This is a genomic window from Enterobacter sp. SENG-6 (assembly GCF_001605945.1).
Taxonomy (GTDB): domain Bacteria; phylum Pseudomonadota; class Gammaproteobacteria; order Enterobacterales; family Enterobacteriaceae; genus Enterobacter; species Enterobacter cloacae.
In genome coordinates this window covers 1-20,932 of the sequence record NZ_LOMM01000026.1, presented here as the reverse complement: position 1 = coordinate 20,932, position 20,932 = coordinate 1, and the positions used below count along the sequence as shown (strand labels likewise).

The window sequence follows — 20,932 nt, the reverse complement described above, 5'->3', positions numbered from 1 at the left end:
CCTACGGGAGCGATGGTTCAAGGACGGTAAAACGGCTTATCCCCCAAAATTGTCGCCCGCTGCATAATCCGACGCTGTGGCAGATAATCCGCATTCGCATAGTGCTGCGTCACGCGGTTATCCCAGATCGCCAGATCGTTCTCCTGCCAGCGCCAGCGCACCTGAAACTCCGGTTTGGTGATATGCGCAAACAGGAAACGTAACAGCGCCTCGCTCTCTTTTTCCGTCACGTCCACAATCCGCGTCGTGAATCCCTCATTCACAAACAGCGCCTGCTTGCCGGTTACCGGATGGGTGCGCACGACCGGATGCAGCAGCGGCGGATGTTTCGCAACCGCCTCCTGCCAGCGTTGATGCTCCGCTTCTGTTTTGCGGTACTTGTACTCCTGGAACGATTTTTTGAAGTCATGCTCCGCCCGCAGGCCGCTCAGCAGGGTACGGAAGGGTGCGGATAGCGCCTCAAAGGCCGCAATGCCGCTGGCCCACAGCGTATCGCCGCCCGTCTCCGGCAGCAGCTTCGCCGAAAGAATCGCCCCTGCAGGTGGCGTCTCGATAAACGTCACATCCGTGTGCCAGTTGTCGTTGTCCGGCGGATTATCGTTATGCGTGTCGAGCACAATAATCTCCTCCACCCCTTCCGCATGCGGATAAACCGGATGGATATGCAGATCGCCAAAGCGCAGTGCCAGGGCGCGTTGCTGCTGCGGGGTGATTGCCTGTTCGCGCAGGAATACCACCTGATGGCGCAGCACCGCATGATAAAGCTGCTCAAACTGGTTATCGCTCAGCGGACGGGTCACATCCAGGCCCGACACCTGCGCACCAATATATGGCCCCAGCGGGGTAATGGTCAGACGTTCACTCATTGTATTTCTCCATGCCAGGGCGTCAGACGACGCTGCAGCGCACGCAGCCCCAGTTCTAATCCAAAGGCGATCACGGCGATAACCGCAATCCCGGCCAGTACCACGTCAGTCGCCAGAAACTCCCCCGCCGACTGCACCATAAACCCTAACCCTCGGGTGGCGGCGATCAGCTCTGCCGCCACCAGCGTTGACCAGCCCACGCCAAGGCCGATGCGTAATCCGGTTAAAATCTCCGGCAGTGCGCCCGGTAAAATCACAAACAGCAGCACCTGTGTCCGGCTGGCTCCCAGCGACTGCGCCGCGCGGATCCGCACCTGCTGAGCGCTTTTAACACCCGCCAGAGCCGACATGGCAACCGGGGCGAAAATCGCCAGATAAATCAGCAGGATTTTTGACGTTTCACCGATGCCGAACCAGATCACCATCAGCGGCAGATAGGCCAGCGGCGGCACCGGACGGTAAAGCTCAATCAGCGGGTCGAGGATGCCGCGCACCGTCGGGCTTAAGCCCATCGCGATCCCGACCGGAATGCCGATTATCACCGCCGCCAGTAGCGCCACCAGAATGCGCGCCAGGCTTGCACCTAAGTGTTGCCAGAGTGTGGCGTCCATAAAGCCCTGCGGCCCGGCAATGGTGATGAGTTTTGCCAGCACCTGTCCCGGCGGCGGCAGAAACAGTGGGCTGATCCATGCCTGCGCGGCAACCAGCCACCAGACCGCCAGCAGCACCAGCAGTGTGCCGACACTGAGTGTTATCTGGCGCGAGAAAGGCCAGCGTAAGGCCGGGCGCGCGCGTCGCGTTTTCTCGCTGAAGACGATGCTCATGAGAAGGCCTCCCGTTGTTCAAACACACGGCTTAAGACGTATTCACGCTGTTCAATAAACCGCGGATCGGATTTGATGCTGCGCACCGGCTCCCCCGCGACATAGCGACGGGCAAACTCAAGCGGCAGCCGCTCCAGCACGCGCCCCGGGCCAGGGGACAACAGCACCAGCTCGGTCGCCATAAACACCGCCTCTTCGATATCGTGGGTGATCAGCAGCACCTGTTTACCCGTTTCATGCCACAGGCGTAAAAGCAGGGTTTGCATCTGCTCGCGGGTAAAGGCATCCAACGCCCCGAACGGCTCATCCAGCAGCAAAAGCTGCGGATTGGCCGCCAGCGCGCGGGCAATTCCAACCCGCTGACGCTGGCCGCCGGAAAGCTGCCAGATAAACCGTTTTTCAGCCCCTTCAAGACCGACCTTTTTGAGCATGTCCCGTGCTGTTGCCAGCCGTTGCTCGCGGCTTACGCCCGCCAGTTGCAACCCAAACGCCACGTTTTCCTGCACGTTGCGCCAGGGAAGCAGACCTTCGTTCTGAAAGACCACCCCACGCTCAGCGCCCGGGCCCTCCACTTTTTTACCTTCCAGTTGAATGGAGCCATGCTGATATGGCACAAACCCGGCAATCAGATTCAGCAGCGTGGTTTTCCCGCACCCGGACGGGCCAAGCACAACCAGCAGCTCACCGCTGTCCAGCGTCAGGTTGATGTTCTCCAGGGCCGGTTTGCCACCGTAATCAGCAGACAGATTTGTAATATTCAGCATCGCAGCCCCCTTATTTCACAAAGCGATCGGTCACGTACTGGCTGTAGTCCGCCGCCACCGCCGGCACTTTGCCCTGCTCTTTCAGGAACGTGGCGGTATCGACAATCGCTTTGTTTACCGGCCCGGTCAGCTGTTTTACCTGCTGGGCAGGCGTGAGATAGGTATTACCTTTCACCAGCCCCGGAACGTCCGCTTGCGGCACGCCACTCAGACGGGACAGTTTTTCGAGATTGGCAGGCTGCTTCAGCCATGCATCCGGGTTGCTGATATAGGGCTGCTGAGCGTCGATGGCGCTTTTGGCAAAGGCCTTCACGACCTCAGGATGTTTCTCGGCAAAATCTTTGCGCACCACCCACACGTCGAGCGTTGGCGCGCCCCACTGGCCCACTTTTTCGGAGTCGGTCAGCACGGTGCCGTCTTTTTCCAGCTCATTGACGGCCGGTGCCCAGACGTATGCGCCATCAATATCGCCGCGCTGCCAGGCCGCAATAATCGCCGGTGGCTGCAGATTAATGATTTGCACCTGGCCTGGCTTGATGCCCCAGTGTTTCAGCGCCGCCAGCAGGCTGTAGTGAGTGGTCGAAATGAACGGCACGGCGATGCGCTTGCCGATCAGGTCTTCCGGTTTGGTGATGTTTTTCTTCACCACCAGTGCTTCGGAGTTGCCCAACTGTGAAGCGAGCAGGAAAACTTCAATCGGCACCTGCTGGCTGGCCGCTACCGCCAGCGGGCTGGAGCCGATATTACCAATCTGCACGTCGCCGGACGCAAGCGCACGCACCACGGCCGCCCCGCTGTCGAACTTACGCCAGTCGACGTTTGCGCCGCTCTCTTTGGCAAAGGTGTTATCCGCCTGCGCGACTTTCGCAGGCTCTGCGGAGGTCTGATACGCAACGGTGACGTCCACCGCCTGCGCCTGAAATGCCCACAGCGCCAGCGCGCCGAGTAATGTAATTCGCGATGAAATTGCCATCCTGTCTGCTCCCCTTGTTGTTATGAGGGCAGTATTTCCGGCGCGGGAATTTTGATAAAGGAATTAAAACGAATCGCTAATAACGATTCGTTTTTAGAAAAAAAGCGGGAAAGGATAGTTGGTTTTGTGCGGTTGTTTTTTTCCCTCTCCCTGTGGGAGAGGGTCAGGGTGAGGGCATCAGCGCTGCGCGTTAAGCTCAGCAATATCTTTCGGCGTGGTGCGACAGCATCCACCGATTAATCTGGCACCGGCCTCCAGCCACTGGGGCAAATATCCCGCCAGCGTCTCGCACGCTTCACCGTGATGGTGCCAGGTTTTGGTCACCGCATCATAATGCTCGCCCGAGTTCGGATAGACCACCAGCGGCAGTGCCGTCAGGCTGTGCAGGTGTTTCAGCGCCGCGGTGGTGTTTTCCAGCGCGATACAGTTGATGCCCAGCGCCACGACCTGCGAATTATCTTTCAGGGCCGCGACAACTTCCCGCAGCGGTGTCCCGTCGCTCAGGTGCTCGCTGTCGCGCAGGGTAAACGAGAACCATGCCCGGGCGCGGGAATACTCAGCCACAAGTGCTGCCAGCGCCTTGATCTCCTCAAAGGAGGGTAGCGTTTCGCAAGCCAGCAGATCCGCCCCCGCATCCAGCAACGCCTCAATGCGCGGACGATGAAACGCGGTAAACTCTTCGGCGCGACGCACATAATCTCCGCGATACTCAGAGCCATCCGCCAGATAGGCGCCATACGGCCCAACGGACCCCGCCACCAGCAGCGTGCCCGCATGCGGATTTTCCGCCAGATACGCTTCACGCGCCTTACGCGCCAGCTCCACGCTTTTGCCGATCAACGCGCGGGACTGCGCCTCGTCCAGACCGCGCGCCGCAAAGCCCGCAGGCGTGGCCTGATAGCTGGCGGTGATCGCCACCTGCGCACCCGCACGGTAGTAGTCGAGGTGGACTTCACGGATAAGCTCCGGGTTTTCCATCAATACTTTGGCAGACCAGAGGTTGTCTGCAAGGTTGCACCCGCGCGCTTCCAGTTCAGTTGCCATTGCGCCATCCAGCACCACAAACGGCTGCTTTTCAAGGAGGGCGGTAAGCGGATTATTCTGCGACATGTTCAGGCTCCTGCGATGTCAGGTTTCGGGTCAGGTAGTAGGCACCATAACACAGGGCGACGAACGGCAGGCCACAATAAAGGGCAATGCGCTGGCTCGGATCAAACCACAGGCCGATACATGCCACCATGCAGAGGATAAACCCGAGCACCGGCACCAGCGGATACCACGGCGCGCGATAGTGCAGAGCAGACAGCGGCTGTCCGGACTGCAGATGACGACGACGGAAGACAAAGTGCGACGCGCAGATGCTGATCCACACCGCCACCACCGCAAAACCGGAAATGGCCGACAGCGCCACAAACACCGTGTCCGGCGCAACCACGCTTGAGAAGAGCGCCAGCACGCCACCGAGCATGGAAACAGAGAGCGCCGTCAGCGGCACGCCGTTTTTATTGACGCGGGCAAAGCAGCGCGGCAGCGTTTTCTCGTTAGAAAGCGACCACAGCATGCGCCCTGAGGCGTACAAGCCAGAGTTTGCCGCCGAGAGGATCGCGGTCAAAATCACAAAGTTAAAGATATCTGCCGCATACGGGATCCCGACTTTTTCAAACACCAGCACAAACGGGCTCTTTTCCACCCCGGCCTGCTGCATCGGGATCAGCGCCGCCAGCACAAACACGGTGCCGATAAAGAAGATGATCAACCGGGCAATGGTCGCACGGATCGCCACCGGAATAACCTTATGCGGGTTTTCCGTTTCGCCCGCCGCAATGCCGATAAGCTCGGTGCCGGAGAAGGCAAAGTTCACCGCCACCATGGTCATCAGGATCGGCAGGCCGCCATGCGGGAACCAGCCTTCAGCGGTAATGTTGCTCAGACCCGGCGCAGGCGAACCGTCCTGCATCGGGATAAAGCCAAAGATCGCCGCACCGCCAAGAATAATAAAGGCGATGATGGTGATAACTTTCACCAGCGAGAACCAGAATTCGCCCTCGGCAAAGAAACGCGTGGAGATGACGTTAAGGCCAAAAATCACCACGCAGAAGACCACGCACCATACCCAGACGGGCACCTGTGGGAACCAGTACTGCATACAGAACCCGGCGGCGGTAAAGCTCGATCCTAGCGCCACCGTCCAGGTGAGCCAGTACAGCCACGCCACGGTATAGCCCGTCGCCGGGCCGAGGTAACGAGCGGCATAGACGTGAAACGCGCCGGTTTCCGGCATCGCCACCGACAGTTCGCCCAGACACTGCATCACCAGCCAGACTACCAGTGCGCCAATGAGATAGGCCAGCAGCGTGCCTGCTGCCCCGGTTGTCGAAATGATATAACCGGTATTAAAGAATAACCCTGTGCCAATCACGCCACCCAGCGAGAGCATAATCAGGTGGCGTGTTTTCATGGTGCGCTTTAGCTGCCCATTTTCTTGTTGTGTTTGCATATTACCTTCTATACGTATGGACATCTAAACATCCAAAGAAGGTGTGTTATACCGCGATTAACATCAAAAAGCTAGACGACCAGACGCAACCGGGCGCGTCGCGCACTGAGTCGGGGATGGGTTGTGAGGATCACATACAGAATCGGACGCCAGGCCATAAGCACCTCCACAAGCAGATACTTACAGCATGGCGCGGACGGCTGTGATTCTGGCTCAGACAAAAGTTGTATCTGCCCGCTACCAGCTAAACCCTCTGCATGCTTCGCGCAGGCGAATCAAAAACTGACGCGCGTTGGTGGTCATCGCCGACTTTTGCGACCACACCGCGCAATACTGCGCCGACGGCAGTTGGGTGATGGGCAACGCCACCAGCTTGTCATCAAGCTGCAGCGGCTGACACATTGCCCGCGCGACCACCGTCAGATAGTCCGCGTTAAGCACCATATTCAGCCCCGTGATGACGGAATCGGTGCGCAGTGGGGTGATATCCACCTGTCGATAAAAATGGCTGAGCTCATTTTGTAGCTGCTGGTAGTAGCCCATGGATGACTCCGGCAGCAGCCATTTGGCCTGACGCAGCGCCATCAGATCGCGGGCTTCTGCCAGTGGGTGCCCCTTGCGTGAGATGATGCAAAACGGCGAGGTAAACAGCGGTTCGATCATCACCCCTTCCGGCGGCGCCATCGGATCCACCGAGCCGATAGCCATATCTATTTCACCGTTTCGTACGCCAGGCAGGAGCGAGGAGAGCTGCCCCTCCTTCACCGTCAGCAAGACCTGGGGCAGCGTTTTCTTGAACGCCTCGGCCACATCAGGAAAGACGGTCAGCGCAATAAGCGAAGAGAACCCCACCGTCAGACGCCCGTGAGTAAAATGGTTAATCTGCTCCACTTCATCCGCCGCACGCCGCAGCTCTTCAAGCACCCACTCCGCCCGTTGGGAAAACGCCATTCCCGCCTCGGTAAGGGCAATTCCCTCTTTGCTGCGCAATAAAAGTTGGGTGCCTAAAGTTTGCTCAAGCTCACGCAATGTACGGCTCAATCCGGGCTGCGAAACGCCCAGTTCCCGTGCGGCCGAACGGATACTGCCGCTGCGCGCCACCTGACGAAAGGCCTGAAGATGGCCGAGTTTTGGCAGATATTTCATCGCTCGCCCTATAACAAAAAAGCATCACCTATAGCAAAATTATATCTTCCCGCCTGTCTGGTAAACCCCTAGATTCAGAGTGCACACAACAATTCTCATCACACTCTGACGTCAGGCGGAAAACACAATGAAAAGCCAGTCACAGATGATTTTTTTGCTTTTTATCGGCTATGTCGTGGTCTACATCGATAAAACCGTAATGGGTTTTGCCCTGCTGCCGATCGAAAAAGAGTTCGGGCTTACCACCGCGCAGCTGGGCTATATCACTGGGATCTTTTTTCTCGCCTACTCTCTCTTTCAGGTGCCTGCGGGCTGGCTAAACGACCGAATCGGCTACAAAACCATGCTGATCCTTTCTCTGTGCGCGCTGGGGATCTTCGCCCTCTGCTTTGGCGCGCTGGGTATGAGCGTTGGCCTGCTGCTGGTGTTTCGCTTTCTCTCCGGCGTGGGGCATTCCGGCTATCCCTGCTCCTGCGCGAAAGCGGTGGTCAGCAATTTTACGCTGGAAAAACGCACCTTCGCCCAGTCGGTACTGCTCTCCTCCGCCGGGCTGGCGATGACCGTCGGGCCGATTGTGGCCGTCTCGGCGCTGGAACACCTGGGCTGGCACACCTCGTTTGTGGCATTAGGGATCGTTGCCTGCGCCATCGCCCTGTTGATCGCCTTGCGCGTGCCGTATCAGAAACCCGCGCCACGCCAGGCCGCACATGGGCAACGCGAGGCGCTGTGGCGTAACCCCACGGTGCTGCTGCTGTTTTTCTCGGTGTTTTGCATCAATATCCCAAGCTATGGCCTGTTGGCCTGGCTGCCTAAATTCTTTGTCCAGAGCATGGGCATGCCGATTGAGGTGTCCGGTTATATCGTGGCGGCTGGCGGCGCGGGGATCTGGCTTTCGTCGTTGTGCACCGGCTGGCTGGTCGGAAAATACTTCCACCACCGCGAGCCACAGGTGATTTTGATCTGCGCACTGGTGAGCGCTGCTGCCATTCTCGGCATCTTCCACACCGCCACGGCGGTGAGTGCCAGCATCCTGCTGTTTGTGGGGGAGATCTTCCTGATGGCCACCTTTGTGACCGCGTTTACCCTGCCAATGAAACGCCTGCCGGAGAACATCATGGGCTCGGCCATCGGGCTGATAAACACCGGAGGGACGCTGGGGGGCTTCGTTTCACCGGTTGTTATTGGCTATCTCGTTGGAAAAAGCCACAGTTATGAAAGCGCATTTATTTTCTTGTCACTGGCAATGGTGTGCGCGGGCGTGGCGATAGTGCCATTGATAAAAAAACCTGCGCCCTCACTGCCGGTGACTGACTGAAGGAGACTGTCATGAAAAGTAGCACTGAAAACCTTATCCGCGACGTTCACGACGAGGTGATCCGCTGGCGCAGGCATATTCATGCCAACCCGGATCTCTCATTTCAGGAAAAGCCGACCGCAGATTTTATCGCCCGTGAACTGGCTAATCTGCCGGAGCTGACGATTAGCCGCCCGCTGGAGAACAGCGTGGTGGCGGTATTACAGGGTGAAAGACCCGGCCCGATGTGGGCACTGCGTGCTGATATCGACGCCCTGCCGCTGCAGGAAGAGAGCGGTGAAACATTCAGCTCAACCAAACCCGGCGTAATGCACGCCTGCGGTCACGATGCCCACACCGCCATGCTGATGGGCGCGGCGAAAGTGCTTTGCCACCTGCGCAGCCAGCTGTGCGGCAGCATCAAGTTTATCTTCCAGCCTGCCGAAGAAGTGCCGCCGGGCGGCGCGCGCGAACTGGTGGAGAAAGGCGTGGTTGACGATGTCGAGAAGATCTTCGGTCTGCACGTTTTCCCGACCAGTCCTACCGGTAACATTACGCTGAAAGAAGGGGTCTATGTCGCCTCCAGCGATAATTTTGATATCACGATCTTCGGCCGGGGCGGACATGGCTCAATGCCGCAGTTCTGCATCGACCCGGTGGTAATCGGCGCTGAAGTTGTCACCGCGCTGCAAAACGTAGTGGCGCGTAATCTCGACCCGATTAACGCCCCGGTGCTGACCATCTCGACTTTCCAGGCCGGTGACAGCTATAACGTGATTCCGGACAGCGCCCGCCTGGCCGGAACAGTGCGTACTCATAATCAGCAGGTACGCGAGCAGGTACCGCAGCTGGTGCAGCGTATTGTCGAGGGCGTCGTCAGTGCCCACGGCGCGCGCTGTGAGATCCGCTGGCAGCAGGGTTACGCCGTTGGCAACAACCATGCCGACACCAATGCCATCGCCAAAGCGGCGATTGCAGCGCACTTCGAAGAAGGAACGTTGCAGCTTGCCGATCGGGCCCTGTTCGGCAGCGAGGATTTCTCCTCGTATCAGGAGAAAGTCCCGGGAACGTTTCTGTTCATCGGCTGCGGCAACGAGGAAAAAGGCGCGGTCTGGAACGTCCACAATCCACACTTTCGCATCGACGAGGCCGCGCTGGCAGTGGGCGTGAAAACGCACGTTGCGCTGGTGAGCCCGCTGTTTGAGGAGATTTGACCCCTCCCATCCTGACATTGCCCGGCGGCGCGTCGCCTGCGCAGGCCGGCGCAATGGTTGGTAAATCCGTCAATCAGTTCTATAGTCGTCACAGTTTCTTAGTAACCAGGACTGACTGATGCGCTTTAACGGACTGACCAAAGGTTTCTTTATCTTTATTCTCGCCCTCGTGACGTGGGCGTTTTTCGACGTGCTATCGCCCTACTTCTCCGCCATTCTGTGGGCCGCCATTCTGACCGTTATCTTTAACCCGGTAAAAAACAAGCTGCGCGCCGCACTGGGAGATCGCAACGGGCTGGCCTCGCTGCTGACCATCGGCATAATCTGCCTGATTGTCTTTATCCCGTTGATGGTGATCTTCTCCTCGCTCGCCATAGAGCTGAACGTGGTGTACACCAAACTGCAGGAGAACAACACCCAGTTCCCGGAGGTGGTGGCGAGCATCTTTAACCATCTGCCGGACTGGGCCAGCGGTTTCCTCGCGGATCACAACCTGACCAACGCCGCGCAGATCCAGAAAAAACTCTCCGATGTCGCCCTGCAGGGCGGGCAGTATCTGGCGGGCAGCGCGTTTCTGATCGGCAAAGGGACGTTCGGCTTTGCCATTAGCTTCGGCATCATGCTGTATCTGCTGTTCTTCCTGCTGAAAGACGGGCCGTTCCTGGTGCGCCAGATCCTCGACTCCCTGCCTCTGTCCGATTTCGCCAAGCAGCACCTGTTCGCCAAGTTTGTCGGCGTCTCGCGGGCGACGGTAAAAGGCACGGCGGTTGTCGCGGTGGTTCAGGGCACGCTCGGCGGGATTGCGTTTGCCATTGCCGGTATCGACGGCAGCATCCTCTGGGGAGCACTGATGGCCTTCCTCTCCCTGGTGCCTGCGGTGGGGTCGGCGATTGTCTGGGTTCCGGCTGCCATTTTCCTCTTCGCGACGCATCAGATCTGGCAGGGGTTGTTCATTGTCGGCTTCTTCGTGATTATCGTCGGGCTGGTGGACAATATCCTGCGCCCGCTGCTGGTAGGCAAAGACACCAAAATGCCGGACTACCTGATCCTGATCTCAACGCTTGGCGGCATGGAGCTGTACGGCATTAACGGCTTCGTGATTGGCCCGCTGATTGCCGCGCTGTTTATCGCCTGCTGGAACCTCTTCTCCGGTCGCGATCATGCGGGTAACGCCGAAGAGCTGGATGCCGCGTTTATTGAAGAAGGGAAAAATCCTCCAGATTTATAAACCGCTGACGATAACCTTCCCAACAGGCGGCGCTGTGCCGCCTTTTTTTTCGCCTTAAATCAAACGTTTTCTATAATTTGAAAGAACGCCATCCTTCTTTGGTCGTAAAAGGATCACCAGGTGCGAATCGCGACGATAACAAACTGGGCCTACGGTGCCACGGTCTGCCTGACCCTCGCTTCCGGCATCATCATGCTGATGGCGTCCAATGCTGACACCCTTGAGCGTCAGGCCGTTGAACAGCGGCAGAAATTTGATGCGCTCACGGAAGATATCGAAACCGATATCTGGGTGCAGTCTGATTTAGCCCGCCTGTACGTGATTAAAAAAGATCCGCAGATCCTCAGGGAATACAACCAGTCAGAGAACAAGCTGAAGAGTACCGAACTCCGGCTGGAAAAACTGCAGGATGTCGGCGCGTCAGATGATGAGCTGTCCCTGCTGCATGAAGGGATAAAAATCGTCGATGAACTACAGGACGAACAGCAGGTCGCCCTCACCCATACGGCGCAGGGAGAAGATGCGCAGGCCATCGCCCTGCTCTACGGCGCGCCCTATGAGCAGGAGCTGGAACGCGCCCAGAATCAGATCGATCACTTCCGCCAGATACTCGACAAGCGGGTGATCGCTTCCGTTCAGGAGGCAACCAAAAAATCGAAAACGCTGCGGACAATCTCTGAAATGATGGTTGGCCTGACCGCCCTGCTGTTCCTGTTTGTGCTTGGCTTTATCTTAAAACGGCGCGTGCTGCGCCCGGTGGTACGCCTGAGCGATGTGGTGCATCGCCTGGCGTCGCAGGACTATGCCGTAGAAACACCCAATTTCAACCAGATCGATGAGATTGGCGATATGGCACAGGCAATTCGTATCTTTCGTGAGAATGGCCTTGCGCGGCAGCGTCTGGAAAAAGAGCGCGACGCCGACTGGGCCATCCGCGAGCTGCTGGCGCGCATGACCCAGCGGCTGCAAGGGTGTGAGAACTTTGCGGACGTGATTAACGTAGCGGAGCTGTTCGCCCCCAATATCGCGCCGGGAATTGCCGGGCGGCTCTATATCCTCGACCGCGATCCGTGGCAGATGCGCTGCGTCGCGCAGTGGCTTTCGCCGCCAGGAGAGGATACGCCTTTTCATCCCGATGAGTGCTGGGCGGTCAGACGTGGGCAAAGCCATCCTCCGGTGAATGGCGAGCCGGATATCGCCTGCTACCATCTGCCGGCGTCGCACACGCATACGTCGCTCTGTGTTCCTATGATTGCCCAGGGCGAAGCCATTGGGTTGCTCTCCTTCCAGAACATCACTGCGGACAATGCCCCTTCCCGCGCCTATCTGGAGCTGATGGCTGAAGCGCTCGGCCTGGCGCTGGCCAACCAACGTCTGCGCGATGCCCTGCTGGAAAAAGCCCTCTTCGATCCGCTCACCGGCTTGCGTAACCGTCATCATCTGGAAGATACCCTGCGCACCCAAATGGCGCAGGCGGTGCGCAATGAAGAGCCGGTAAGCTGCCTGATGATCGACATCGACCACTTCAAAAGCATCAATGACCGCTTTGGTCATGAAGCGGGCGATCAGGTCATCAAAAGCGTGGCCACCATCATACAACGCGCCGTACACGACAGCGGGCTGGCATTCCGCTATGGCGGCGAAGAGTTTCTGGTGTTGCTTTCCGGCGTCGATGAAGAGGCGGCGCAGGCGTGCGCCAAAGAGATTTATAACGGCGTGCATGAACTGTCGCTGCGCTATGGGCTTTCAGAGATTGGCCCGGTGGATGTGTCGATTGGCGTCGCCAGCTATCCGCAGCACGCTCAGAGCGATAACCTGCTGCGCGCTGCCGACGTGGCCTTATACCGGGCGAAAGAGCTGGGCCGTTCGCGTATTGTGAGCTTTGGGATGCTGGAGGCGGGCTGACGGTGATTTTCGCGCCCTGAGCTTCACCGATTCAGGCGCGCGTGATCGCCCAGAGCACCACAATCCCCAGCGTATTACTCCGCTTTTCCACGTACAGGGTAGAGTTGGAATAAACGTTACCCTTCGGGTTACAGATGCGGATCTCTTTTTTTAACTCCGGCTCGTAGACTTCTGCCCCCGAGCAGCTGTGGCGGGTACTGGATTCATACCGGTAAGGTTTGCTCCATGAGGAATAGTCTCCCTCCAGTAGCCAGGCCGTTGTAAAAATCACGAACATGGCAACCGGCAGGCTGCAAATGAAGAAGCCAAGGTATAGTTTTATCGCGCCAGCAACACGCTTGCCTTTGAGTCGTCCCTTTCTGATAAAAATAACCATCGGCACCAGCGCCAGCAGCAACGCCCCTCCGGCCAGATACTGCTCCCCGCGGATCGTAAGGTATGTCACGCGATAAACGTTAACTGACCAGACCACAAAACCAGATAGCAGTGCTATACCGCCCACGATGAGTGGGAGCCAAAAGGTATAAGTCTCTTTTTTCATGGTGGACATATCCTTGTCATTTTTGGGTGGTGAGAAGATCAATCATCGCCCGGGTGGCCGCCGACTGGCGTCGGTGTGGCGCGAAGAGCACGGAGAACGGCCGCGACCGTCCACGCAGGTGTGGCAGCACCTCGACTAACTGACCGCGCTGTATCCTGTCGCGGACGATAAATTCATAGCTCTGGCAGATCCCCATCCCCTGCTCCGCCAGCGAAACCACGCCGAGTACATCGTCTGAGATTTCGATAGTTGAACCCGGCAGCCAGTCAATATCACGTTCCTCATCACGAAACACCCATGGGGCAATGCGCCCGGTACGCGGCATGATAAAGGGCAGACAGGTGTGGCAATGCAACTCCTCCAGCGTCTGCGGGCTCCCCATGCGGTGCAGGTAATCAGGCGATGCAACCAGCAGCAGCGCTGCGTCTTCCAGCTTGCGCGCGACTAACCCACTGTCGGGCAACTGCCCCAGGCGAATCGCCAGATCGAATCCCTCCGCAATCAGATCAACGTTGCGATTGGTGATGTTCAGCTCCACCTGGACGCGTGGGTAGTGTTGGGCAAAGCGCGCCAGCAGCGGCGGCAGACGGTAGTGCCCATAGGTGGTTGGAACGCTCATTCGCACGCGACCGGTCAGATCGCCTTCCTGGCCCCGCCCCTCGCGTTCGGCGTCATCAAGCAGTGCAAACGCAGACCTCGCCTGTTCCAGATAAACGCGTCCGGCCTCCGTCAGCCCCACGCGGCGGGTCGTTCGCTGTAATAACTGCCGTCCAAGACGCGCTTCCAGGCGGGAAACCGCGCGACTCAGGACAGAGGGTGTGGTGGAAAGGACAACCGCTGCGGCAGTAAAAGAGCCGTGTTCAACGACAGTAATGAAGACTTCAACGTCTCCGAGATAATCGAATTTGCGGCTCATTTTGCTCTTTCAGGAACAAATGTTTTTCAATCTGGCTAATTTATCCCCTCCGGAGTGATGAGTAAAGTGAGCTGCATTCATCATCAGAGGGTAAACACTATGGATCTTAAACTCACCGGTAAGACCGCGCTGGTTACGGGCGCAACCGCAGGCATTGGTTTGGCCATCGCCCGCACGCTCGCTCAAGAAGGGGTTGCCGTCACCCTTACCGGACGCGACCCGGCAAAGCTGCAAAAAGCCGCGGCCACCATCACCGACGCGACGCCTGACGCACAGGTCTCCACCGTTGTCGTTGACCTCGGTACCATGAATGGAGCAGAAACCCTGTTCGCCGCCTGCCCTGATACCGATATTCTGATTAATAACCTGGGGTTCTACGAAGCCAAAGCCTTCGCGGATATTAACGACGAAGACTGGCTGCGCATGTTCAACACCAATGTGATGTCCGGCGTCCGCCTCTCACGCCACTACTTCCCGCGCATGCTGGAACGGAACTGGGGACGGGTGATTTTTATATCCAGCGAAGTGGGCGCCTTTACGCCGCCAGACATGGTGCATTACGGCGTCAGCAAATCAGCGCAGCTTGCTGTTTCGCGCGGTATGGCCGAACTGACCCGGGGAACCGGCGTGACGGTTAACAGCGTGCTGCCGTCGGCGACGCGCTCGGACGGCATTATTGAGTACCTTCGCCAGACCGCGCCTGCCCCGGATATGACCGATCGGGAGATCGAAGCGCATTTCTTCCAGACCTACCGCCCCAGCTCGTTGATTGCCAGAATGATTGAGGCAGACGAGATCGCGGCGATGGTCGCTCTGTTAGCCAGCCCACTGGGCGCGGCATCCAACGGGGCGGCTGTACGCGTCGAGGGCGGCACGTTCCGTTCCATCCTTTAATGCTGAACTCACCGGAGCCTTTTCATGTTCATTCGCACCCGTAGTCTGTCCGCCATTGCGCTGGCGGCGCTGATCGCTTTCCCGAGTCTCGCCAGTGCGGCGACGCTCCAGCCCCTGGAACGCTGGCGCAGCTATGCTGGCGTGAGCTGGGATACCCCGCAGAATGGGCAAACGCCGACGCGGTTTTCCGGCTCGGTTAACGCGCCCATTGCCGGTATCCATTTTGATGCAAAGGGCCGGGCCTTTGTCAGTACGCCCCGGCTGGTTTCTGCCGCCGCCCCCGCCACGCTGAGCATTCTGGATACGACTGTTCAGTCCGGCCCTGCCCGCCTGACGGCGTTTCCGTCACGCGAGGGGAACGCGGTAAACACCGATCCCGCGCAGAACCTGCGCAACGTGCTTGGCTTTTATATTGATCGTCAAAACGGCTGGCTATGGGCGCTGGACATGGGGTTTGTCGCAGGCGAAGCGGAGTCGCCCGTGGGCTCGCAGAAACTGGTCGTGCTGGATCTCAACACAGGCCGCACCCTTAAACGTATCGCCCTGGATGGCGTGGCGGACCGCAAAGCCAGCTTCCTGAACGATGTGGTTGTCGATGAGAAACGCCGCGTCGCCTATATCTCCGACAGCGGCTCGCGGAGCGCACCGGAAAACCGCGTGGGCCTTATCGTCGTAGATTTCACCACCGGCACGGCGCGACGCGTGCTCGACCGTCACCCTGCGCTACAGATTGAGCCGGGCGTCAAGGTGGTTTCACACGGTGCGGAGGTCTGGCCGGGTAAACCCTTATTAATTGGCATCAACGGTATTGCGCTCTCCCCGGATGCGGACACGCTGTACTGGACGGTCACAACGGGAACCCATGCCTGGGCAGCGCCCACGGCATTGCTGAGGCAGGCAGGATCAACCGATGCGCAGATTGCCGCCAGTATCCAGGATCTTGGCGTGGTGGGCGGTAACACCGACGGTCTTGTAACCGATGCAAAGGGCAACCTCTATATCACGGATGTTACCCGCAACGGCATTGTCCGGTTTGATCCGAAGCACCGCGCTATGTCGCTTATCGCCGCCAGCGAAGACGTTTACTGGCCAGACACACCGGCAATCCGTCCGGACGGGGATTTGATCTTTACCTCGAGTCGCCTCAATGACCACTTCGCGGGAGCCGTTAAACCCGGAGAGGAACGCTATGATTTGTGGCGTTTGCCTCTCGGTGCGTCACATAATACGGGCGAATAATAAAATACCCGTGGCTGGATAATCGCGAACGATTATTGATGCGAGTCAAAGGAATGTGGCTGATTGACTAAAGAACAGGGTCAGGGAGTCGATATTTATCTGGATAGTTGTCAGCCTGTGTCTGCAGGCTGGCAACTCTGTCGGGCAAGATAAACGGCCCTTTTCGGCTCAGGAACATCCACGCAGCCACCTAAATAAAATTATCTCATGGAGAGAAAATGAAAGTTCGTCTTCTAGCGATTGTATCTGCATCCTTAATTCTTGCGGGCTGTGCTGGCTCGGTAAAACCCGACACCGTGAAAGCGGCAAATGGCAGCGCAATTGATATTTATAGCGTATCAGCACTGCCGGAACTGAATGACAACCGTATCGCCGACAATACATTGCGCGAAGTGACCCCGACGCATGCCGCAGCCGGTATGGGGCTTGCCGTTCTCGGCGCGTTAACCGGTAACATTAACTCCGGTGACTTTGATAAAGAGAACTATAAAGGGACAGCGATCGAAACCCTGCAAAACCCGACGAACAGCTGGTTTGTTCCTAAAGCGAAACAAAATATCAGCAAGTGGCTGAACGAAAAAGGCAATGGCCACGTTTACAAGCAGCCGCTCTATATTGGTAAAGCAACCTGGGCGCTGATCTATAAAGACGCCACCGCGACCACACCTCTCTATCAGCTGAAATACAAAGTCCTCTTCTATAAACGTCCGGAAAGCGGAAATATGTTCTCTGCATTTACGGTAGCGGAATGCGCCCCTACGCCAGTTGAAGCGCCACTGAGCGAGTGGAGTGCAAATAATTACCAAAAAGTGACCAGCCAAACTGAAAGCTACATGAAAAGCTGCCTGCTTGAGCTGGACAACCAGCTGCCGCGTTTGCTGAAGCTGTAATGTGATGTGCTGTACGGCCCGCTTCGTGCGGGCTTGTGTGGGAGTACGCTCATCCTGAAATACCATGAGGTTTCAGGATGAAAAAGCTAGATAGCCGGACCACAGGCTTACCTTTTCACTTCCAGCCTGCCGGGAATACAACATTCTGGCGCCGCCCCCTACCCTTCTGGATCACACTTTTTATCCCTGGCTATTCACTTACCAAAAAGCGGTGTTATCATTCGCCTCGTAAATACCTTTCAACTCTACCCGAGGCTTTGATGCTGGAGAATGTAATCATCTGATAATCAGCACCCCGACCTTTCAGGCCGGACTGATTATCAATGCGCTGAAATCGAATGCGGACACCGCTGTGTGTTTGCACGTTTTGCACATGATGATTAAACAGGTTTTCCAGTATGAATTTATCCCGTCAGGAACAACGTACCTTACACGTTCTCGCTAAAGGTGGACGTATTGTGCACGTCCGCGATGCATCTGGCCGCGTCACTTCTGTTGAATGCTACAGCCGGGAAGGGCTTCTGCTCACCGACTGCACACTCGCCGTCTTTAAAAAACTCAAAACCAAAAAGCTGATCAAATCCGTCAACGGTCAGCCCTACCGCATCAATACCACCGGGCTGAACAACGTTCGCGCCCAGCCTGATAATCGATAAGGAGAGGATTATGGATATCCCACGTATTTTTACTATCAGCGAAAGTGAACACCGCATTCACAACCCCTTCACGCCAGAGAAGTACGCCACGCTGGGCCGCGTGTTACGCATGAAGCCAGGCGCGCGCATTCTCGATCTCGGCAGCGGCTCGGGAGAGATGCTGTGTACCTGGGCACGTGACTACGGCATTACCGGTACCGGCATCGACATGAGCCCGCTCTTCACTGCTCAGGCAAAGCTGCGCGCTGAAGAGCTTGGCGTCAGTGAACACGTTCATTTTATTCATAACGACGCGGCGGGCTATGTCGCGGATGAAAAATGCGACGTGGCGGCCTGCGTAGGGGCCACCGGGATTGCGGGCGGCGTCGCCGGGACGATCGAACTGCTGGCAAAGAGCCTTAAGCCAGGCGGACTGGTGCTTATCGGCGAACCGTACTGGCGTCAGGTACCTGCAACGGAAGAGATTGCCCAGGCCTGTGGCGTTTCATCGGTGGCCGATTTCCTCACCCTGCCCGACCTTGTCGCCTCTTTCGATGAACAGGGCTATGACCTGGTCGAAATGGTACTGGCAGACCAGGAAGGCTGGGATCGGTATGAAGCCGCTAAATGGCTGACCATGCGCCGCTGGCTGGAGGAGAACCCTGACGATGACTTTGCGCATGAGGTTCGGGCAGAGCTGACGAATGCGCCTAAACGCCATGTGACATATACGCGGGAGTATTTTGGCTGGGGCGTGTTTGCGTTAATCGCACGATAATATGGAGCTGGCGGTATAGCCTTAGCGGGATACCGCCATTTATTCAGACAAGGTATATGCTGACCAAATACACTAATCTCACGCACAGCCACTTATAACTGAAATACCTGCCTTCTGTGTGGTAGTACGCTGAAATACCAACAGGATTATGACACTGAACGTCTGCGGTTCGAACACCAAATCAACACATTGACCGTAACCCTGAGGCAAAGGAAATAAGATGAATTCGGGAGTGGTGTAGTGACGTGGCAATTCAGCGCTCAGCGTTGCCCCTATAGGAATACATTCAATACGCCGATGTTGAAGCAGAGGAAGCAGAGGAAGCAGAGGAAGCAGAGGAAGCAGAGGAAGCAGAGGAAGCAGAGGAAGCAGAGGAAGCAGAGGAAGCTGGTCAGTTCCGGTTAAACCGATGGCTGAGCTTACGCTAGCTGGTTTGACTCCCTTTGTGCCTGAAACAGGCATTGCTTATATTGGGTAATATTTATTCATTGTAACATGTTCACATAACTGAATGAATAATTTGCGTTATGTCATGATTTTACATGCTGAATATGATTGCCGTTACACACAATAAGCAATAATCTATTTCCGGTAAATTATAAAACCACAAAAAAGGGCATAAGGCCAATGGAAATAAAAAAAGTGGGTGGAGCTGGTCTCCATGCAAGTGAACTCAGAGCAATCAGTAAAATGGAACAGCACTTCCAAAGTAGCTGGCATGGCTTTGCGGGTCTAGTTGCATCTGATGCGCAAGGGCCTATGGAAATTGACTGTCTTATAATTACCCATGACCGACTGCTTTTAGTTGAGCTCAAAGAGTGGAATGGGACAATCGAATATGATAACGGGATGTGGATCCAGAATGGTCAAAACCGTGGGAAAAGTCCTTTCGCTATTAAACGAGAACACGCCCTGCGACTGCAAAAGTTACTTGATAGTGAGTTGTCTCACAATCTCGGTTATTGGCTCAGTGTAGAGGCTCACGTAGTACTCTGCGGAAGCGCTACTCCAGAGAATCTCCCCCAAATTGAAAGACCATTTGTACACACCCTCGATGAATTTTTAGCAATTCGTTCTCCTGAAAAGTATGACGATTTAGTCGCGAATAAAAGACTGGCCGGATTCTTCAGCTCCACGGGAAAAGCAAGACCAAACTCCGAAAAGTCTTTGCAGATCATCTACAGATTTATTGAAGGACCAAAAATTCAAAAAAAAGAGCTCGTTGTTGGCAACTTTCAAGCGCATACGAACAAATCTTGGTTCGCTCATAGAAACTCAATCTACAAAGAGTATCTGGCTCAAGATAAAACATTACCATCAGCGAAAGGATTGATCCGCCGTTGGGACTTTAATCAATTGGGTACCATACATGCCTTACAATCGACTTGGTCAGATATTGCTCTGCGTGAAAATCGGATAGGTAAATTCATTCGTGATAACAGCAATATGCGAGATTACCTGCTTAGGTATGTAAACGATGTTTCAGCTGATGACATCACAGAGGATTTTTGTGAGTTATATGAGTTACCTCGAAATACTGAACGTTTGGATGAGGTTATAGCAAGTGATGCTGCATCATGGTCAAAAGAGCAGCGGATTGATAGGGTTCGAGCCCTTCTAGCTCCTTTTGGTGACTTACATTCATTGAATATTGCTCACCGCGATGTAGATCCACACAACCTCTGGTATGCCAATAACCACGGGAGTATTTTGGCATCTGGTTTCGGTGCAGCATTTTTCCCTGAAACAGGAACAGTGGCAGAACATCTAAAATTACTACAAAGCTCACCAGTTGCACTACCTGAAGATGCTATGTGTGAAGGCGAAATCATTGACGCTTTTCGTATAGATGTGTTCCTACTAGCTTCTGTCGCTTATCAGATTTGTTTTAATCAGAAGCTTGAGCAAGTAGATGGTGTTCCTGAATGGACTCCTCCTGTAAACGATCCTTTCGATGGACTATTGGACTCTTGGTTTGAAAAAGCCCTATCTTGGGATGCCTTAGAACGCTTCGACGGAGCCCATAGCATGTTGGGAGAATTCAACTCCCTTACTGGAACATGTCCCGAAGAAGATACAGAATCACAACAAATCTTTGAGCAGTTACTTCATAGCCCTCACCGACGACAAGAACTAACACCATATTTAATACTACAAAACTTCCCACCATCCGCAGAGCAACTACAAAATGCCTTTGCAGCTCTAGCTAGTACAAGCAGTAAGAAATCATTTTTAGCTTATAAAGTGACCTGCTCCCCGTTGATTAGTACACCCCGATGTTAGTAATGTCTTCATAAGCCACATGAGGACATCCCCATGAAGAAGCGT

General features: G+C 55.9%; 20 protein-coding genes. 11 read left to right on the top strand and 9 right to left on the bottom strand.

Translation table 11 applies throughout. The features are described from left to right. Nucleotides 1-17: 17 nt before the first annotated feature. The 7 genes from tauD to AX755_RS14145 form a co-directional block, all read right to left on the bottom strand. Entirely contained in the window at nt 18-866 is an 849-nt protein-coding gene (gene tauD / locus AX755_RS14175) for a taurine dioxygenase (RefSeq protein ID WP_013095796.1), read from the bottom strand. Next, nucleotides 863-1,690, bottom strand: a complete 828-nt coding sequence (gene tauC / locus AX755_RS14170) for a taurine ABC transporter permease TauC (RefSeq protein WP_020686348.1) — start codon at nt 1,688-1,690, stop codon at nt 863-865. Before tauC ends, tauD begins: the two co-directional genes overlap by 4 nt. Beyond that, nucleotides 1,687-2,454 carry a taurine ABC transporter ATP-binding subunit gene (gene tauB, locus AX755_RS14165; protein ID WP_047023482.1) on the bottom strand — a complete coding sequence of 256 codons (768 nt, stop codon included), beginning with the start codon at nt 2,452-2,454 and terminating at the stop codon, nt 1,687-1,689. Before tauB ends, tauC begins: the two co-directional genes overlap by 4 nt. Nucleotides 2,455-2,464: 10 nt before the next feature. Continuing rightward, the gene (gene tauA, locus AX755_RS14160; RefSeq protein WP_062856954.1) at nt 2,465-3,427 is read right to left on the bottom strand and encodes a taurine ABC transporter substrate-binding protein; all 963 of its coding nucleotides are present in this window, start codon (nt 3,425-3,427) and stop codon (nt 2,465-2,467) included. A gap of 177 nt (nt 3,428-3,604) precedes the next feature. Continuing rightward, a complete protein-coding gene (gene mmuM / locus AX755_RS14155; RefSeq protein ID WP_062856953.1) occupies nt 3,605-4,537 on the bottom strand; it encodes a homocysteine S-methyltransferase in 933 nt (310 codons plus the stop codon). Next, on the bottom strand, nt 4,524-5,924 hold the full coding sequence (gene mmuP, locus AX755_RS14150; protein WP_047023480.1) for an S-methylmethionine permease: 1,401 nt from the start codon (nt 5,922-5,924) through the stop codon (nt 4,524-4,526). Before mmuP ends, mmuM begins: the two co-directional genes overlap by 14 nt. 237 nt (nt 5,925-6,161) lie before the next feature. After that, nucleotides 6,162-7,070 (bottom strand): LysR substrate-binding domain-containing protein, encoded by a 909-nt coding sequence (locus AX755_RS14145; protein WP_062856952.1) that lies wholly within the window; start codon nt 7,068-7,070, stop codon nt 6,162-6,164. 127 nt (nt 7,071-7,197) lie between these two features. Between AX755_RS14145 and AX755_RS14140 the strand changes: the two genes are divergently transcribed. The 4 genes from AX755_RS14140 (at nt 7,198) to AX755_RS14125 (ending at nt 12,711) form a co-directional block, all read left to right on the top strand. After that, nucleotides 7,198-8,385 carry an MFS transporter gene (locus tag AX755_RS14140; RefSeq protein WP_062856951.1) on the top strand — a complete coding sequence of 396 codons (1,188 nt, stop codon included), beginning with the start codon at nt 7,198-7,200 and terminating at the stop codon, nt 8,383-8,385. A gap of 11 nt (nt 8,386-8,396) precedes the next feature. After that, complete coding sequence (locus AX755_RS14135) at nt 8,397-9,578, top strand: amidohydrolase (protein ID WP_062856950.1); 1,182 nt, start codon at nt 8,397-8,399, stop codon at nt 9,576-9,578. Nucleotides 9,579-9,696: 118 nt separating this feature from the next. Next, entirely contained in the window at nt 9,697-10,806 is a 1,110-nt protein-coding gene (locus tag AX755_RS14130) for an AI-2E family transporter (protein WP_013095768.1), read from the top strand. A gap of 120 nt (nt 10,807-10,926) precedes the next feature. Further along, nucleotides 10,927-12,711, top strand: a complete 1,785-nt coding sequence (locus tag AX755_RS14125; protein WP_062856949.1) for a diguanylate cyclase — start codon at nt 10,927-10,929, stop codon at nt 12,709-12,711. A 31-nt stretch (nt 12,712-12,742) separates the two neighbouring features. Here the strand turns inward: AX755_RS14125 and AX755_RS14120 are convergent, their stop codons facing one another. Both AX755_RS14120 and AX755_RS14115 read right to left on the bottom strand, forming a co-directional pair. Continuing rightward, nucleotides 12,743-13,252: a hypothetical protein gene (locus AX755_RS14120; protein WP_062856948.1), complete on the bottom strand. Its 510-nt coding sequence runs from the start codon at nt 13,250-13,252 to the stop codon at nt 12,743-12,745. 16 nt (nt 13,253-13,268) lie between these two features. Then, nucleotides 13,269-14,168, bottom strand: a complete 900-nt coding sequence (locus AX755_RS14115; RefSeq protein WP_062856947.1) for a LysR family transcriptional regulator — start codon at nt 14,166-14,168, stop codon at nt 13,269-13,271. Nucleotides 14,169-14,267: 99 nt separating this feature from the next. Between AX755_RS14115 and AX755_RS14110 the strand changes: the two genes are divergently transcribed. From AX755_RS14110 to AX755_RS14085, 7 genes are all read left to right on the top strand, one after another. Next, nucleotides 14,268-15,062 (top strand): SDR family NAD(P)-dependent oxidoreductase, encoded by a 795-nt coding sequence (locus AX755_RS14110; RefSeq protein WP_062856946.1) that lies wholly within the window; start codon nt 14,268-14,270, stop codon nt 15,060-15,062. Nucleotides 15,063-15,086: 24 nt separating this feature from the next. Further along, a complete protein-coding gene (locus AX755_RS14105) occupies nt 15,087-16,301 on the top strand; it encodes an L-dopachrome tautomerase-related protein (protein WP_062856945.1) in 1,215 nt (404 codons plus the stop codon). A 218-nt stretch (nt 16,302-16,519) separates the two neighbouring features. Then, nucleotides 16,520-17,191 (top strand): hypothetical protein, encoded by a 672-nt coding sequence (locus AX755_RS14100; RefSeq protein ID WP_058661767.1) that lies wholly within the window; start codon nt 16,520-16,522, stop codon nt 17,189-17,191. Between the two features lie 398 nt (nt 17,192-17,589). Further along, nucleotides 17,590-17,847, top strand: a complete 258-nt coding sequence (locus tag AX755_RS14095; RefSeq protein WP_013095761.1) for a YjhX family toxin — start codon at nt 17,590-17,592, stop codon at nt 17,845-17,847. A 10-nt stretch (nt 17,848-17,857) separates the two neighbouring features. Further along, nucleotides 17,858-18,604: an SAM-dependent methyltransferase gene (locus AX755_RS14090; protein WP_062856944.1), complete on the top strand. Its 747-nt coding sequence runs from the start codon at nt 17,858-17,860 to the stop codon at nt 18,602-18,604. A gap of 114 nt (nt 18,605-18,718) precedes the next feature. Further along, entirely contained in the window at nt 18,719-18,823 is a 105-nt protein-coding gene (locus tag AX755_RS26085) for a hypothetical protein (protein WP_442856030.1), read from the top strand. A gap of 408 nt (nt 18,824-19,231) precedes the next feature. Beyond that, nucleotides 19,232-20,887, top strand: coding sequence for an NERD domain-containing protein kinase family protein (locus AX755_RS14085; RefSeq protein ID WP_231883363.1), 1,656 nt, complete (start codon nt 19,232-19,234; stop codon nt 20,885-20,887). Nucleotides 20,888-20,932: the final 45 nt, after the last annotated feature.